Source organism: Ensifer sp. Root423, from assembly GCF_001426275.1.
Taxonomy (GTDB): Bacteria; Pseudomonadota; Alphaproteobacteria; order Rhizobiales; family Rhizobiaceae; genus Ensifer; species Ensifer adhaerens.
Map to the genome: position 1 here is coordinate 1 of NZ_LMEG01000021.1, position 332 is coordinate 332.

1 protein-coding gene is annotated in these 332 nt (G+C 62.3%); it reads left to right on the top strand.

Annotation, left to right across the window (positions count from 1 at the left end):
- Positions 1–332 (top strand): aldehyde dehydrogenase family protein (locus ASD01_RS36840; RefSeq protein WP_244495264.1); only part of this gene is annotated, 332 nt, incomplete at both ends.

A 332-nucleotide genomic window follows, 5' to 3' on the forward strand; every position in this document is an offset into this window, starting at 1 on the left:
GGCTCGGTCGTCGGCCAGGCGATGCTCGACAGCCCCGACATTCACGCCATCACCTTCACCGGCTCGACCGGCACGGGCAAACGCGTGGCGCTCGCCTCGGTCGAACACAATCGCAAATACCAGCTGGAGATGGGTGGCAAGAATCCGTTCGTCGTGCTTGACGACGCCGATCTTTCGGTTGCAGTGGAAGCTGCGGTCAACTCCGCCTTCTTCTCGACCGGCCAGCGTTGCACCGCATCTTCGCGCCTCATCGTCACCGAGGGCATTCATGATCGCTTCGTGGCGGCCATGGGCGAACGGATGAAGGGGCTTGTGATCGACGACGCCTTGAA